Origin of the sequence: Frankia sp. CpI1-P (assembly GCF_001421075.1) — a bacterium.
GTDB classification, from domain to species: domain Bacteria; phylum Actinomycetota; class Actinomycetes; order Frankiales; family Frankiaceae; genus Frankia; species Frankia torreyi.
In genome coordinates, this window is sequence record NZ_LJJX01000006.1 from 1 (window position 1) to 13,481 (window position 13,481).

The following is a 13,481-nucleotide window of genomic DNA, read 5'->3' on the forward strand; positions in this document are numbered from 1 at the left end:
CGGAGGCGGCGTAAAGCTGATATAGTCCAACTATCGCGTGTCCGTGAAACGGGCAGCACCTCACACGGCCTGGACATGAGCTTCGTCGCCTACCCGGTTGTCCTGGGGTGCCTTGCGCACCTGATCGGTGACTGCCTGACCCCCCGAGGCTGCCTCCTGCTCTGGCCGGTGAACTGGCGGATGGAGGTCGTCCTGGTCCCCCGCACCGACGGGCGGGTCGAACGCCTCGTGGTGGTGCCCGTGCTGGCCGGCGTCATCGTCATCCTGACGGTCCACGTGCTGGACGGCGCCCTGCTCTCCCACGGGTTGCGCTGACGCCTGGCTGACCGCGTTCATCCGGCCAGCCCTCGGCTATCGGGCTGGCCAGGTGAGCGGGTGGCGCTGTCTCCTCCGGCGCGGTGCGGGGCGTCGAGACGATCACGACAGGTCTCACGTGAAAGCGTCTGCATGACCCGCTCACCGTCGTCGGCGATCTGTCCGCCGCCGCGGTCAGACGGGCTGCCTGTTGCCGCCGGGCAACCTGGAATCAGTACCCCGGGTGGACGCGGCACATCTGGCGGTCGGGCCCGTGCGTCAGGCGACGGACCGTGCCGGCCGTCCTATCTGCCCAACGCGGCCAGCGCCCTGTCGGCGTGCGTGTTCATGTTCAGCTCACTGCTGATGACCTCGATGACGACCTGGTCCGTGCCGATCACGAAGGTGGNGCGCCTGACCCGCAGCAGGTNGATCGGCCGCTTCACGCCAAACGCGCGCGACACGCTGCCGTCGGCGTCCGAAAGCAGCGGATAGTCGAAGGAGTGTTTGTCGGCGAACTTCTTCTGCTTGGCCACGGTGTCCGTGCTGATACCGACCCGCTGGGCGCCGACCTCGGCGAACTCCGCCGCGAGGTCCCGGAAATGACAGCTCTCCGCGGTGCAGCCCCTGGTCATCGCCGCCGGGTAGAAGAACAGGACGACCGGACCGTCGGTCAGGAGGGTGGAAAGCCTGCGAGGGGTGTTGGTCTCGTCTGGCAGCTCGAAGTCCGGCGCGGTGTCGCCGACACGCAGCATCTGTGCGCTCCTCACCTCGGGCTGGGCGACAGGCATCGGCCCGGCGCCCAGGGCCGTCGGAGCGACGGCTGATTCCGTACGCTATCCCGACCCGGTGACGCCCCGCACGAGAGGAGCAGCCGACGACGCCCGATCGGCGCGGCCCGGTCGGACTGTCGGCCACCTGGCGGCAGAACGCGATGCACCACCGCCGCGGCTCCTGGCCGGGGGATGGTCTGATGACGGCATGGGGACAGGGGTGAGGCGTGCGGCTGCGCGCATGACGGTGGTCGGTCACGGCGTCGACGGGGCGGTCCGGTGAGGACCAGTCGTCTGGAGGCGTTCAGTGATGGTGTGTTGGCCATCATCATCACGATCATGGTGCTCGAGCTGAAGGTCCCCGAGGGGCACACGTTCGCGGATCTGCGGCACAGCACGGGGAAGGGCCTGCTCAGCTATCTCCTCAGCTTCGTCTATGTCGGGATCTACTGNAACAACCATCACCACATGTTCCAGTTGGCCCGCCGGGTGACCGGTGGCGTTCTCTGGGCGAACCTCGGCCTGCTGTTCTGCCTGTCGCTGTTCCCGTTCACGACCGCCTGGATGGATGAGACGGACTACGCGCGCTTCCNGGTCGTCCTCTTCGGTGTGAACCTGCTGGCCGCGGCCTGTGCCTACTCCGTGCTCCAAGGGGTGGTCATCCGGGCGCACGGCCCTGACTCCGAGCTCAGGCGGGCCGTCGGATGGGATCTCAAGGGCAGGATCTCGCCGCTGTTCTATCTCGCCGGAATACTGTCCGCGCAGTTCGTGGACACCCACGGCAAGGTCGGCGTCATTATCGCAACCGGCTGCTACACCGTCGTCGCGCTGATCTGGATCGTCCCTGACCGCCGCATCGGCCGTGCCGTGCGCGAGTTCGGAGCCCCGGACTGACCCGGAAACGTGGCCGTCGACGAAGGACCGGTGGAAGGCCGGCCCGACACCGGTGTGGTCACCCGCGCCGGCCTGCTCTATCTGGGCTTGGCGCTGGCTGGTCTGGTNCTCTCCCGGCTGCAGGTCGAGCTGGTGGGACGGATCGGTGAGTGNTTCGTGCGCGAGCTGCGAAGCCGCACCGTCGACCACGTGATGTCGATGTCGGTTCGCTACTTCGACCGCACCCCGGCAGGGGTACTGGTGTCCCGGATGACCGCCGACGTCGACGCGCTACAGGACGCCGTCCAACTCGGAGTCGTGCCGTTCACGCAGGCGGTGCTGGGCGTCGGCGGCGCCCTCGCCGCGCGGGACGCGGTGAGCGTGGGCACCCTCAGCGCCTTCGTGCTCTACCTGCTCCTCGCCTTCGATTACGCCGGCGTGGACCTGCGAGACGTGACCCGGCGCGCACTGCGGTCGCGGATCGTGATGGTCGTCCAGGAGGGCCAGCTGACCACCGGCACGCTCGCGCACAACCTGCGGGCGGTGCGACCCGGCGCCACCCACGACGAGCTGGCTGGGGCACTGGCGTCGGTCGGCGCCGGCAGCTGGCTCGACAGCCTGCCCGACGGTCTCGCCACCCAGGTCGGCGAGGGCGGGTCGCTGCTGTCGGCGGGCGAGCGGCAGCTCGTCGCGCTCGCCCGCGTGTGCCTGCTCGGTGCGGACGTCGTCGTGCTCGACGAGGCCACGTCCGGGCTCGACCCCGGAACGGAGAAGCTCGTGGAGGCCGCGGTGATCGCGGCGACGGCCGACCGGGCCGTGCTCGTCGTGGCCCACCGGATGTCGACGGCACGCGGCGCGGACCGGATCGTCGTCGTCGACACCGGCGGCGTGACCGAAATCGGTACCCATGACGAGCTGCTGGTGCGGGGTGGACGCTACGCCGCTCTTGTCACGGACTTCGAGAACCCTGGCTAGATCTCCGTGGCCTGGACAGCGTGGCTGAAGGGGCCTTCGCGGGTACGGACAGTCATGATCATCGCCAGGTTCCCGACCAGCTTCCTCCTTCGCTGGGCAGTTCCGGCGTCCGTCTGCACAGCCAGCCGTTCCGGTCAACGCGGAGTGCCTGAGCTGTGGTCGAGATCGGCCAGGAGTTCTTCCGTCAGGCTGGCGAGACGGGCGGCGTCGGTGGGGTCAGGTGTGCAGGAGTGTCAGGAGGACGGTTCTGCCCCGGTCCACGGCGGNCAGGGGCGCTGCCAGGTTGTTGTTCGGGTGTTACGGAAGCATGGCGTGATGTTGCGTGCGCCCGGCCGTGTGGTGTGGCATGTGGGCACCACTGTTCCTGGAGGGAAACGTCATGCCGACGACCGATACCTCGACGGCCGGCGAGCCCGGTCTTGCCGCCCGGCAGCCCGCCACGGTCAGCGCGGCGCCGGGTGACGGCAACCGTGCCAGCCATGTCACCGTCGGCAGCCATGTCACCGTCGGCAGCCATGTCACCGTCGGCAGTCACGGCACCGCGCGGGACGGGTCCACCTCAGCTGCCGCGCGCCCTGGCCTGCGGGAGTTTCTCGTCCACAAGCGCGCGGCCGTGCTGGCCCGCGAGGGCGCGATCGCCGCGGGCACCTTGTCGGGTCCGGCGGTGCTGCGGGCGCAGTCGGTCGCCGACGGACGCAGCGGTGTCCGGCGGATCCGGATCCGTGAGCATCAGATCCTCAGCGACTCGCCCCCTGACTACGCCGGTGACGACCTCGGGCCCAGCTCACCCGAGCTCGTCCTCGGCGTGTTCGCCAGCTGCCTGACCCACGTCTTCGAGATCGTCGCCGCCCGCCTGGACATACCGCTCGACGAGATCAGGGTGGAGGTCGAGGGCCAGATGGAACCCCGGGCCGGCCGGCCCGGCTTCGAGGATGTGCCCCGGGAACCGCACAACATCACCTACCAGGCCTCCGTCATCTCNCCGGCCACGGCCGAGGAGATCGAGATTCTCTACCAGACCGTCGAGGCGGAGTGCCCGCTCCTTGCCCTGTTCACGAACCCCCAGACGATTACCGGTTCGCTGGTCCACGCTCCGAGCGGGGGACCGGCACCCGAGCTGTCGGTCGAGGTGCAGGCGGGAGACCACGGATGACCGAGGCGGAGTTCCTCTGGTACATCCCCAACGAAGGACGGCCCGGGCACCGCGGCGACGACACGGTGGCGGGCCACAACAGTCTCGACACGCTGACCCGGCAGGCCGTCGCGATCGAGCGGCACGGCTGGCGGGGAGCGCTGCTCGGCGCCGGATGGAGCCGGCCGGACACCTTCACCGTCGCCACGGCCCTGGTGGCGCGTACGGCCAGCTTCGAGCCGCTCATCGCCGTGCGTCCCGGCTACTGGGGCCCGGCGCACTTCGCCGCCGCTGCGGCGACCCTCGACCACCTGTCGGGCGGGCGGGTGCGGGTCAACATCGTCTCGGGCCGGGACGAGCTCGCGGCGTACGGCGACAGCGAGGCGGGCCAGGCGCAGCGCTACGCCCGCACCGGCGAGTTCATGCGACTGGTCCGCCGGCTGTGGACCGAACAGGACGTCACCCACCGCGGCGAGCACTTCCAGGTGACCGGCTCGACCCTCGGTTCCCGGGTCCAGGCGCGCCCGGGCCGGCTCCACCCGAAGCTCTACTTCGGCGGGGCCTCCGCCGCGGCAGAGCAGGTCGCGGCCGCGGAGGCGGACGTCCAGCTCTTCTGGGGTGAGCCGCTCGACGGCATCGCCGAACGCATCGCGCGCCTGCGGGAGCTGAGCGAGAAGCTGGGCCGCGAGCACCCGCCGCTGGAGTTCGGGCTGCGTGTCACCACCGTCGTCCGGGACACCACCACGCAGGCCTGGGCCGACGCCGAGGCCAAGGTCGCCGACCTGGCTGCCCGTCAGGATGACCTTCCCGAAGGCCGCGGCCGCTTCGACGCCGTCGGCCAGCGGCGCCTGCTCGACCTGCAGACGCGCGGTGAGGTCCTGGACGACAACCTCTACACCGCGCCGGGTCGGATCGGCGGCGAGGGCGCCGGCACGACCTGGCTGGTCGGCTCGGCGGCGGACGTCGCGAAATCCCTGCGCCGGTACGCCGAACTGGGGATCACCCACTTCGTCCTGTCGGACACGCCCTATCTGCAGGAGATCGAGCGTCAGGGGAACCAGCTGTTGCCGCTGCTCAGGACGCCCGGGTGACCAGCTCGCCGACCGGACACAAATGATGATCTCGCGGCAGACCCTCGTCGTCGACATCGCCCCCTTCAGCGGGCTGCGCCTGCTCCGCGCCATCACCGACGACCTCTGCGTGCTGCGCCGCGAGGGGTCGTAGTTCAGCCGGAATCCCGGCTCGTGCAACGGCCTCCCGGGACGGGCCGACCGGTACCACGTCGAGCAGTCGGGAGGGCCACCATGGCCTGGTCGGCTGACGGGCACCGCCTGGCCTTCCAGGTCGAAGGGCAAGGGATATCTGCCGGCCAGCGCCGTCCCAGCCCACCTGGGATGCCGTCCCCATCCGGTTCCGACCCGCACACGCACCGAACGGTGCTCCGGGTGCGGCTATCTCCACCCGGCGATCCGGACTCGTTGGACTCTGAGCTGGGGCGTTACGAGGGCACGGGCGCGTAGTGGTGACGAATCGGCCCGGCGAGCCGAGCATGAAATTCGGTCACGACTTGCGAAGGAGCCAGCGGTCGCACCGCGACACAGTGGCACCCCGCTACATCGATGCCTGCCGACAGGGGCACCACCGCGCCTTGGCGTTCATGGGCGGCCTTCTCATGGCCCGGCGTGCCAGGATAGACTCGATGCCGCGGATCTCTGAGTCTTGGCGGTGAGCGTGGAGGAAGCGCGGCGGGGGGCGCCGGAACATCTGGATTTCTTTATCAGCTATGCGCCGCACGACAGGCCGTGGGCGGAATGGATCGCCNGGCAGCTGACGTACGCGGAAGATTTTCATTACAGGGTGGAGCTCGACGTATGGGACTGGCCGGCAGGTCGTAACTGGATCGATGCCCTGTCCACGGCGCTGGCCCGTGCGGACCGGGTGNTCGCCATCTATTCGCCGGCCTACTTCGATCCCGCACGCAACAGCGTGGTCGAGTGGTCCGAGGCCCTGTGCCGCGACGAGGAGGGCCGCGACCGGTTGCTGCCCGTCCGCATCGAAGCCGTGGAGGTGCCGCCCGTTCTTCGGAGCAGAATCCACGTCGACCTGTTCGGACTGGACCATGCCACCACGAAACGTCGGCTCCTCGAGGCCGCTCGGGGTCCAAGTCGTCCGGACGGCGAGCCCGTCTTCCCGCCGCAGCAGGTTCCTCCACCTGAACCGGCCGGAACGGAGCCTCGCCTTCCGGGCTCTCTGCCCGAGATCTGGAATCTTCCCGACCGGAACCCCGACTTCGTCGGCCGGGACAACCTCCTCGTCGAACTTCGGGCGAGGCTGTTGTCGACTGGGACCTCCACTGCTCAGGTCATTCACGGAATGGGTGGAGTCGGTAAGACCCAGCTATCGGTCGAGTACGCGCACCGGCATGCCGGCGACTATGATCTCGCCTGGTGGGTCGATGCCGAACAGCCCGAACTTTTCATCGAAAAGCTGGCTGGGCTGACCGAACGCCTCAAGGAATCCGATCGTTCGGCCCAGNGGCTCGTGGATGCCGACGGCAGGCTTCTGGACGGAGTGCGCTGGCTGTTGATTCTTGACAACGCCGAGGACAGCGACGCCATCACCCGGTGGCCCCTGACCGGGGGAAGCGGGCACACCATCATAACGTCCCGCAATCCGCATGGGCACGGTGGTGTCGGTGGCCGACTCGAAGTCAAGGAGCTGAGTCGTTCCGAAGCGATTGCACTGGTGCAGTCGAGGGCTGGGGACGTGAAGGATGACGAAGCCGAACGACTCGCCCACGCGCTGGGTGACCTGCCGCTCGCGCTGGCCCAGGCCGCAGCCTTCCTCCATGAAACAGGCGAGACGACCGAAAGGTACCTCACACTTCTCAGGTCCCGGGCCATAAAAATCATGTCGCAGGGTCGTCAGCGGGAGTACGGAAAGACGCTGGCGGCAAGCTGGAAGATCTCCATGGAACGGCTCGAGGGACAGGATCCGGCAGCGGTGGAACTGCTCTACATCGCGGCCTTCCTCGCCCCGGAGCCAATACCATTCGAGCTCTTCAAGGCGGGTCGTGTCGCATTGCCGGCCCTCCTGGCGGAACTCGTCGCCGACGATCTTGATTTCCCGGTCACCAGAGGCCTGATCGGTCGTTACAGCCTTGCCCGCATCGAACGCGGCACACTCCAGCTGCACCGGATCGTTCAGGCCCTGATCCGTGATCGGCTCGGTGAGGATCCCGGCAAGGCGAGCAGGATGCGGTGGACGGTGCAGGCGATCCTGGTGGCCGCTCGGCCGGGCGATCCAACCGACCCGGCCTCCTGGGACGACTATCGGCGGCTGTTGCCGCACCTGCTGGCCGCCGACCTGGGATCAAGCGAGGACGCTGGTTGCCGCGACCTCCTTCTGGACACGATTTCGTACCTGATCGAGCGGGGAGAGACCGACATCGCGCACCGGCTCGTCGGCGACGCCTTCAGGCGGTGGAAGCACACCACGGAACCTGATGACTCGCATCGACTTGCGGTGCAGACCACGTTGGCCCGCACCTATACCGACCTGGGGCGCTACCAGGAGGCCTTCGACCTGGACCAGGATGTTCACCGCCGTCTTCTGGCCCGACTCGGGAACGATCACCCTGCGACTCTGGCGGCGGCCAGCGACATGGCGGCCGGTCTGAACCGCCTGGGCAGGGTCGAGGAGGCCCGGAGACTCGACGAGGAGACCTTCACCACGCGTCGGGCCATACTGGGCGAAGATCACCCGGACACATTGACGTCAGCGAACAACCTCGCCGCCGACCTGTGGTGGCTGGGCCACCACGAAGAAGCCCGCGCGCTCGATCAGAAGACGCTGGACCAGCGGCGCGAGGCGCTCGGCGCGGACCATCCCGACACGCTTACCTCGGCGAGCAACCTCGCCGCCGACCTGCGTCGCCTCGGACAGTACGAGGATGCTCTGGGGCTGGACGACGAGGTTCGCACTCGCCGGCTTGAAGCTCTGGGACCGGATCATCCTGGCACGCTCATGTCCGCCAGCAACCTCGCCTCCGACCTGACGAACCTCGGTCGGCACAATGACGCGCGGGATCTCTACGAGGAGACCGTCATCCGCTCCCGCCGAGTTCTCGGGGACTGCCACCCGACCACCCTCGGGGTGGTCGAGAATCTTGCCTACCAGCTCAACAGACTCGGTGAGCACGACCGGGCTCGAGCTCTGGACGAGGAAACCTTCGAGGGCCGACGCGTGGCGCTGGGCGATGATCATCCGGAGACCCTGAGATCGNCCGACAACCTGGCAGGAGACCTACGGCGAGCGGGTGAGTACGAAGCAGCGCGGAAGCTGGACGAACAGACACTGCTCGGCCGCCGCAAGATCCTTGGTGACGAACATCCAGAGACGATTCTGTCGAACCGGCATCTCGCGATGGATGTCGACCTCCTCGGCCAGGCGTGGCCGCCGACCAGGGACNTCGAATCGTGATCTTCGACAAGCGGCTTATTGCCGAGGGGTTGTCCTCCTATGACATCGGCGCACCCCTTGGGCAGGGTGGTTTCGGTTTTGTGCTCGGGGCTAGGCACCGCTTTCTGGACCNGGAAGTGGCGATCAAAATCCTCGGTCACCTCGGTGGACTCGATTTCAGCTTCGCGGATGAGGCGCGGGTTCTGGCCAGGCTCGATCATCCCAACATCGTCCGGGTCTACGACTATATTGAGATAGATCATCTCCAGATAATCGTCATGGAGCTTCTTCCTGGCGGGACGCTGACCAGGCGCCAGAAGGCCGGACCGCTCTCGGAGATAGACGTCTATGTTGTGGGAATCGCACTGGCGGAGGCGCTGCACCATGCGCACAGGATGGGGGTCCTGCATCGCGATGTGAAGCCCAGCAACGTCCTCTTCTCGGCCGCGGGCGTTCCCAAGCTGGTGGACTTCGGGATCGCGAAGATACTGGATGATGCCACCTTCACCGGGCGGNCGATCGGCACGCCGAGGTACATGGCGCCCGAACAGCTGACAGGATCGAGGCTGACACCCGCGACCGATCTCTACGGTCTTGCGACGCTTCTCTATGAAATGCTCGGCGGACAGGTGCATGACGGGGGCAGTTCTATTGCCGGCTATGTCCGCCGCCTGCTGGCCGAGGACCGACCGCCGCTGCCACCCGGCGTCCGCCGCCCGATCGCGGATGTCATCATGAAGGCGCTCGAACGAGAGCCGGCGGCCCGGCCCTCGTCGGGGCAGGAGTTCGCGCTTGACCTTGCGCGGGCGGCCAGTGAGGTCTATGGGGACGACTGGAAATCGCGGGCGAACGTCGCGACCGTTCAGTCGGTGGATCAGGTCCTGCCCCCCGGATCCCCGCCCGAAAGCCCGGAGAACGNTCGCGCGGCATGGACGACGGTCATTCTCTCCGGAGGTGCCCCCGGGGTCATAAAGTCACCGGAATCCCTGCGGAGCGGTCAGAGCTCCGACGGTGACCTGCCGGATATACACAATGCGCCGACGATGATCGCCGGGGCGATGGCGGTCGATGTCGTCAGATTTTGGGAGAGCGCCCTACCCGACCCCGACGAGCCCGACGAGCCCGACGCCGACGAACCTGACGCCGACGAACCTGACGCTCGCGATCTCACCGAAGCGGCCGTCGGCGCTCGGCGGCTGGAACTGGCGCCGCCGACAGACAGTCTGGATCGGATCTCACCAGAATCCGCCGAGGTCCGCATGCCCTACGACGTGCGACCGCCTTCCCGCGCAGCATCCCTGCACCGTCGTCTGGACAACTCGCCTCCGTCGCGAATGTTCTACGATGCGCGCCCACCGGCTCGTTCCTCGCGGCGTCGCATCCTGGATTTCCTGGCCGATGAGCAGCCGGTGAAGGTCATCCCGCCAGTCAGGGATTGACGAGTGGAACACCCAGGGGAGCGAAGCCGGACTCGTTGCGGGTGGCGAGGACGAGGCTGTGCACCTGAGCTGTGGCGGCGATCAACGCGTCGTGTGCCGGGCGCGGCCTGAAGTGTATGTCACCGCCCGCGCCGGTATTCGCCGGCGCGGGCGGCGCGGGGTTCAGTAGCCAATGAGTTCGTAGGTGACGGGTGAGACGCTTGCCAGGATGTTGCCACTGAGAACGGAGTAGGTGCCGAGGGTGGCGGAGCTACCGACAATCCAGAAGACGTTGGCTGCCTNCGCGCCGTTGACCAGCTTCACATTGCTTGCGGACGCTGTGAGAACCGTCGGGGTGGCCGCGCTGGCGGTCGTGGCTCCGACCATCGCGATCACCCCGATCGGGACGGTCGTCGCACCGCCGACCGGCGGGCACCCGATCCGGATCTGGCTGGAATTTCGCCGCGAGCGGCAGGCTCGAGACCAGGGTTCGGCTCAGTTCTGCGACACCGCTTACTGCCCGTGCTCGACGCCGCCGTGGGCCAGCCGTACGCCCGCTACGTCCATCACCGAGGCAATCGACGCCGACCACGAGACGCGCCCGGCCCCGACGACCGAACCAGGGCTCCCGTGATCAGGGCTCCCGTGATCAGGGCGGCGGCGCCCGCGCGTCTTCGCGTGACCGGACGACCTACCTACCTCGGCGACGGGAGTGGCATGTCGTCGTGCTGCCGGCGGGCCGACAGCAGGTCGTCGAGATTGTCCCGAGCCCAGCTCCGGGCCGCGTCGACCAGTTGGAGCAGCGTCCGGCCGAGCGCGGTCAGCCGGTACTCCACCCGGGGTGGGTTCTCGTCGAAGACGCTTCTGCTCACCAGGCCGTCACGTTCCATCGCGCGGAGGGTGTCGGTCAGGACCTTCGCGCTCACCGAGCCGAGGAGCTGCCTGAGCTCGGAGAACCGTCGGGGCCGGGCCTCGAGACACAGGACGACCATCGCGGTCCACTTGTCGCCGATCTGCACCGGGAAGGCGCTCATCGGGCAGGCCGGGTCGAAGGTCGGGGCGTCGGCCGTCTTCTCCACACCGCCAACGGTAACCGGTCACGTTGCGGTAACCGGCCTACCGCGTTCTAGGTTGGCCGCCATGACAGGAACACAACCCGTCCGGGCGGTATCTCGACCGGGTGCACCGGCACGGGTCGCCGTGCTCGGTGCCGGTGGTCGCGCGGGACGCGCCGTCAGCCAGGAGTTCGTCACCCGCGGGCATCGGGTGACCGGCGTGGTACGCGACGCCGGTCGGCACCGGTCGCTGGGAGATCTCGGGGTCGAGGTGGNCGAGGCGGATGCCACCCGCGGCGCCGACCTCGTCGACGTTCTGCGCGACGCCGACGTCATCGTGGTCGCGGTGACGCCCTTCACGGCGCCGCCGCCCTCGTTCGACGGCTTTGACGAAGCGTTCTACGAACACATCGTCGCCACTGTCGTCGGCGGCGCGCGGACATCGTCGGCCACCCGGCTGATCACGATCGGGTTGTTTGCCACGCTGACCATGGCCGACGGGCGAATGGTCATGGACGACTCCGCGGTCTTCCCGCCGTGGCTGTTGCCGTTCGCGCGAGCGCACGCGCGTGAACTGCCCGCGTTGCGCCGCTACGCGTCCGAACTCGACTGGTTGGTCGTCACCCCACCGGCGGGGTTGCAGGCCGACGGCGCGGCTGATTCGGCGGGCTACGTTCTCGTCGAACCGCCGCTCGACCGCCGCCTTTTCGAGGGCGTGCTCGGCTACGGCCAACTCGCGCACGCGGTAGCGGACCAGGCCGAAACCCCGACCTTGCACCAGACCCAGGTTGCCGTTCTGCCTCCGCCGACGGAAACCGTGCAGGAAGGAGCGCCGGAATCGAGTGCCTGACCGCCCGCGGACAGCGGGTGGAAGCGCGCCAGCTGCGCTCCCCTGCGGTGAATTCTCGGCGGCCGCCGTCGAGGTGGTTGATGATGGGGTCGACCGCGTCGGTGTCGAGCGGAAGGGAACCCGAGGAGGGTCGCGGATGTTCGAGAGATTCACCGACAGCGCCCGGCTGGTCGTTGTCCACGCGCAGGAGGAGTCCAGGTCGCTCGGCCATGACCGGATCGGCGTGGAACACCTCCTGCTCGGCCTGCTCCACGACGACACCGGGCCGGCGGATGCCGTACTGGGTTCGTACGGACTCACGCTGGCAGACGGCCGGTCGGCGGTCGTGGCGGCCGTCGGCGCGAGCGAGCACACAACACCACGGCACATCCCGTTCACCCCGCGGGCGAAGAAGGTCCTGCAGAAGTCGCTGCGTGCGGCTCAGCGGCTCCACCACACCTTCATCGGCCCCGGGCATCTCCTGCTCGGACTGCTGGACGAGGACGAGGGTGTCGCCGTCGACATCCTCGTCCGTCTCGGCGTCGACCCCGAGGAAGCCGGCCGCCGAGTTCTCGCCGCCATCGCCGCCACCGGCGCCACGCAGGAAGCCCCTCCGTCCGAGACGACGTATTCTCCGCCACGGGCGGCCATCACCAGAGCCAACGCGCGGACCCGTGAGATCGCCGGGCAGCTCAGCCAGGCGCGGGCGGCGAAGGACGCAGCCATCGACGCGGGCGATTTCACCGCCGCGACCGCGATGCGCGAACGCGAGAAGGCCCTGCTCGCGGAACGCGCCCAGATAGCAGCAGACCTGCAGACCGGCGGCGAGACCCCATCGCCGTCCACCTCACCCGAGTGATCGCGGCACTCAGGTCGGACGGGTCGCAGGTCGCGGCGAGCGCCGGGTAGCGGCGGATTTCCGATCAGGGGAAGCAGTTCCGTCCAGAACACACGTTGCCGAGACGATCGTCACACCCGAGCGTCGCCACGCTGGTCTGGTGCCTGTGCTGTGAGCCTGGCAACGGCAATGTCCTTGGCCAGGCGCAATGCCGGGGAATCCACAAACTATCGGCCTGGCGACAGACCTTTCGGAGTTGGGATCGGTCGGTCCACGGGTAGCGTCCTTCTTGACACACCCGTAACGTTCCACCGGGGAAAGCGGAAATCCGTGTTCGCGCGCTGGAATTTCCTGAGCCTTGCACGGGACCAGCCCCGGGAAAACGGGCGGGGTGTCGACCGAGATGAGGAGAGTATCGGGCGGGCCGGCTGTCGGCCCGCCCCGCGCGAAGGGGAGCCATGAGAATTCCTGTTAAGAAGATCGGCCTCGCCTTCACGACCATCGCCGCCGCCGCGGGGCTTGTTTTCGGCGGTGCGACGATGGCGAGCGCTAGCACGGGACTGTCCGCCGGTGTCCAGGCGGGGACGGGCGGGAACGGCGCGCCCGGGTTGGCCACGTCGGTGAACACGTCGTTGTCGGTGGGTGAGCTGTCGAAGGTGACCGCGGCGGTCAAAGCCAAGGACGCGTCGGTCGTGGTCACCAGCGTGCTGAAGAACTCTGACGGGTCCTACCTTGTGGTCGGTACCAGGGCCGGCGTCACGGTGAAGTACCTCGTCAGCGCGGACCTGAAGACCGTCACGCAGATCGCGGCCGGGTAGCCCGAGCGGTACCGG

Annotated in this window: 10 protein-coding genes and 16 pseudogenes; 21 read left to right on the top strand and 5 right to left on the bottom strand. The window is 68.2% G+C overall.

All coding sequences use genetic code 11. The annotated features are described in order from the left end of the window. Nucleotides 1-63: 63 nt before the first annotated feature. Nucleotides 64-315: pseudogene (locus FF86_RS05630) on the top strand (metal-dependent hydrolase); the annotation flags it as partial. 284 nt (nt 316-599) lie between these two features. On the opposite strand, the pseudogene FF86_RS41110 reads toward FF86_RS05630, so the two are convergent. Beyond that, a pseudogene (locus FF86_RS41110) lies at nt 600-703 on the bottom strand (peroxiredoxin); the annotation flags it as partial. A gap of 22 nt (nt 704-725) precedes the next feature. Continuing rightward, nucleotides 726-1,049 (bottom strand): annotated as a pseudogene (locus FF86_RS05635) (peroxiredoxin); the annotation flags it as partial. Nucleotides 1,050-1,346: 297 nt separating this feature from the next. Here FF86_RS05635 and FF86_RS41120 point away from each other — a divergent pair. The 16 genes and pseudogenes from FF86_RS41120 to FF86_RS65350 form a co-directional block, all read left to right on the top strand. Continuing rightward, on the top strand, nt 1,347-1,519 hold a 173-nt coding region (locus tag FF86_RS41120), incomplete at its 3' end, for a TMEM175 family protein (protein ID WP_255355714.1). A gap of 1 nt (nt 1,520) precedes the next feature. After that, nucleotides 1,521-1,659: pseudogene (locus FF86_RS41125) on the top strand (TMEM175 family protein); the annotation flags it as partial. A 356-nt stretch (nt 1,660-2,015) separates the two neighbouring features. After that, on the top strand, nt 2,016-2,068 hold a 53-nt coding region (locus FF86_RS61900; RefSeq protein ID WP_255355715.1), incomplete at its 3' end, for a hypothetical protein. 1 nt (nt 2,069) lies between these two features. After that, nucleotides 2,070-2,113: pseudogene (locus FF86_RS41130) on the top strand (hypothetical protein); the annotation flags it as partial. A gap of 1 nt (nt 2,114) precedes the next feature. Then, nucleotides 2,115-2,915 (top strand): annotated as a pseudogene (locus tag FF86_RS05645) (ABC transporter transmembrane domain-containing protein); the annotation flags it as partial. 379 nt (nt 2,916-3,294) lie between these two features. Then, on the top strand, nt 3,295-3,896 hold a 602-nt coding region (locus tag FF86_RS41135; protein ID WP_242418247.1), incomplete at its 3' end, for an OsmC family protein. A 1-nt stretch (nt 3,897) separates the two neighbouring features. Continuing rightward, nucleotides 3,898-4,068: pseudogene (locus FF86_RS41140) on the top strand (OsmC family peroxiredoxin); the annotation flags it as partial. Beyond that, nucleotides 4,065-5,138: an LLM class flavin-dependent oxidoreductase gene (locus tag FF86_RS05655; protein ID WP_044884131.1), complete on the top strand. Its 1,074-nt coding sequence runs from the start codon at nt 4,065-4,067 to the stop codon at nt 5,136-5,138. The pseudogene FF86_RS41140 and the gene FF86_RS05655, both read left to right, overlap by 4 nt. A gap of 640 nt (nt 5,139-5,778) precedes the next feature. Beyond that, nucleotides 5,779-5,868: hypothetical protein (locus tag FF86_RS65315; protein WP_396229786.1), on the top strand; the 90-nt coding region annotated here is incomplete at its 3' end. A gap of 1 nt (nt 5,869) precedes the next feature. After that, a pseudogene (locus FF86_RS65320) lies at nt 5,870-5,988 on the top strand (hypothetical protein); the annotation flags it as partial. Between the two features lies 1 nt (nt 5,989). Further along, a pseudogene (locus FF86_RS65325) lies at nt 5,990-6,582 on the top strand (TIR domain-containing protein); the annotation flags it as partial. A gap of 1 nt (nt 6,583) precedes the next feature. After that, nucleotides 6,584-8,331: pseudogene (gene fxsT, locus FF86_RS65330) on the top strand (FxSxx-COOH system tetratricopeptide repeat protein); the annotation flags it as partial. 1 nt (nt 8,332) lies between these two features. Then, nucleotides 8,333-8,517, top strand: a pseudogene (locus FF86_RS65335) (tetratricopeptide repeat protein); the annotation flags it as partial. A gap of 8 nt (nt 8,518-8,525) precedes the next feature. Next, nucleotides 8,526-8,640: hypothetical protein (locus FF86_RS65340; RefSeq protein WP_396229787.1), on the top strand; the 115-nt coding region annotated here is incomplete at its 3' end. A gap of 1 nt (nt 8,641) precedes the next feature. After that, nucleotides 8,642-9,023 (top strand): annotated as a pseudogene (locus FF86_RS65345) (serine/threonine-protein kinase); the annotation flags it as partial. 1 nt (nt 9,024) lies between these two features. Beyond that, nucleotides 9,025-9,426, top strand: a pseudogene (locus FF86_RS65350) (protein kinase); the annotation flags it as partial. 683 nt (nt 9,427-10,109) lie between these two features. Here the strand turns inward: FF86_RS65350 and FF86_RS65355 are convergent. From FF86_RS65355 to FF86_RS05675, 3 genes and pseudogenes are all read right to left on the bottom strand, one after another. Beyond that, a partial coding sequence (locus tag FF86_RS65355) for an ice-binding family protein (protein WP_396229788.1) occupies nt 10,110-10,228 on the bottom strand: 119 nt, incomplete at its 5' end. A gap of 1 nt (nt 10,229) precedes the next feature. Further along, a pseudogene (locus FF86_RS65360) lies at nt 10,230-10,313 on the bottom strand (hypothetical protein); the annotation flags it as partial. A gap of 308 nt (nt 10,314-10,621) precedes the next feature. After that, nucleotides 10,622-11,005 carry a helix-turn-helix domain-containing protein gene (locus tag FF86_RS05675; RefSeq protein ID WP_082121737.1) on the bottom strand — a complete coding sequence of 128 codons (384 nt, stop codon included), beginning with the start codon at nt 11,003-11,005 and terminating at the stop codon, nt 10,622-10,624. 61 nt (nt 11,006-11,066) lie between these two features. On the opposite strand from FF86_RS05675, the pseudogene FF86_RS41145 reads away from it, so the two are divergent. The 4 genes and pseudogenes from FF86_RS41145 to FF86_RS05690 all read left to right on the top strand — a co-directional run. Further along, nucleotides 11,067-11,256: pseudogene (locus FF86_RS41145) on the top strand (hypothetical protein); the annotation flags it as partial. A gap of 1 nt (nt 11,257) precedes the next feature. Then, a pseudogene (locus FF86_RS05680) lies at nt 11,258-11,831 on the top strand (NADH-flavin reductase); the annotation flags it as partial. Between the two features lie 136 nt (nt 11,832-11,967). After that, on the top strand, nt 11,968-12,669 hold the full coding sequence (locus FF86_RS05685; RefSeq protein ID WP_082121735.1) for a Clp protease N-terminal domain-containing protein: 702 nt from the start codon (nt 11,968-11,970) through the stop codon (nt 12,667-12,669). Between the two features lie 437 nt (nt 12,670-13,106). Further along, a complete protein-coding gene (locus FF86_RS05690) occupies nt 13,107-13,466 on the top strand; it encodes a hypothetical protein (RefSeq protein WP_044884129.1) in 360 nt (119 codons plus the stop codon). Nucleotides 13,467-13,481 lie beyond the last annotated feature (15 nt).